This is a genomic window from Wolbachia endosymbiont of Tuta absoluta, assembly GCF_059414725.1.
On the sequence record NZ_JBNRJY010000243.1, the window covers coordinates 1 to 1,631 of the forward strand.

1 protein-coding gene is annotated in these 1,631 nt (G+C 37.2%); it reads right to left on the reverse strand.

Annotated features, from left to right (window positions below; translation table 11 throughout):
- Nucleotides 1-1,449 (reverse strand): Mur ligase family protein (locus ACJ5GX_RS02705; protein WP_495292678.1); only part of this gene is annotated, 1,449 nt, incomplete at its 3' end.
- Between the last annotated feature and the right edge of the window lie 182 nt (nucleotides 1,450-1,631).

The following is a 1,631-nucleotide window of genomic DNA, read 5'->3' on the forward strand; positions in this document are numbered from 1 at the left end:
ATGTCCTTTTCCTGCAACTAGCAGAATCATATTTTCATCATGTGCTATATTTATACCTTTCTCTATAGCTTTTTTTCTATCTCCTATCTCCAGTGCATCAGGGCAATGTAACAAAATATCGTGACGAATTTTCCCCGGATCTTCATCGCGCGGATTGTCATCTGTGACTATAACTTTACCTGCAAGCATTTGTGCTATTTTACCCATCTCTGCACGTTTTGTTTGATCACGATTCCCGCCACAACCGAACACTAGAACTATCTTTTTATTGAAGTGCCATTTTAAAGACAACAGAGCTTGTTTGAGTGCACTTGGAGTATGAGCGTAATCGACAAATGCAAAAGTGTTCACTTTTTCCATTCTTCCAGATGGAGAAGCGAGTTTATCTATACACATTCTTTGATAGTCCATACCAGATGAAATAACTATACCGATTGCACACAACAAATTATATGCTTGAAATTGCCCAAAAATCGGAAAAAATGCGTTATAAATTTCATCACCGATTTGAATTGTCAGGTATTGACCATTGGCAGTGGGTATCTGCTTTAATAAAGTAATGTCAGAGTTTTTTTTTCCATAGGTTATAACTTTGTTGCCACGCTTTTCAGCTATGTTGAGCAACTCTCCATATTCGCCTATATCTGCATTTAAAATCGCTGTTTTTTCTTTTGGCAATACCTCATCAAACAACCTTTTCTTGGCCTCAAAATACTCATCGATACTTTTGTGATAGTCCAAATGATCTTGAGAGAAATTAGTAAAAGCTGCAGCATTGAGCCTGAGTCCATGGATTCTGTATTGATCGATTCCATGGCTTGAAGCTTCTAATGCTAAGTGTTCTACGTTCTTATTATTTATGTCACGCAATGTGGAATAAAGATCATCTGCACTTGGCGTTGTAAGGCTATTATCTTTTCTATTATTATTGACACATGTTCCCAGTGTTCCTATAGACGCTACATTATCTTGCCAAATCTGGCGACAAAATTCCACCACTGAAGTTTTACCATTCGTACCAGTTACAGCAGCAACATATTTAGGTTGTTTGAATTGATAAAACCTGCTGACTATTTCACTGTATATTCCTTGAGGGTCCGAGTGGTAAAGCACTGCAAAACTTGGAGTACTTGTCATTCGAGTAGCGGACACTGGAATCCAGTTTTCATTATACAATTGTCTAGTATGCTTGTTTACAATTAAATTTTCTGGATCCCAGTGTCTGAGCACTGGGATGACATCTTTCTTGGCCCCTTGTATTACAACGTCTACACAGTTGTGTACACATCCATTAGGAAGACATGTTACGTGTTCTTTACTCCTTTCTGACACACAAACAAAAAGGTAACCTTCTTTAACTCTCTTAGGATTACATGTGACGCCTTTGATTTCAATATCAAAGTCAGCATTTACAATGTTATGCAGTAGCTCTTTCAGTCTCACAATCATCTTTAACACTTGAACATGGCAGTCTTATTAATGCAGTATTCAAGTCAAAAATCAAATCTTCAGGATCGATCACGGCCCATGCAACTAGCCCAAATTTCTGACAATTCTGTAAAATCTAATATCGCAGTCAGAACTCCTTTTAATGTTATGAACTTATGAGTAAAAAGATTCCTTTTCCAATA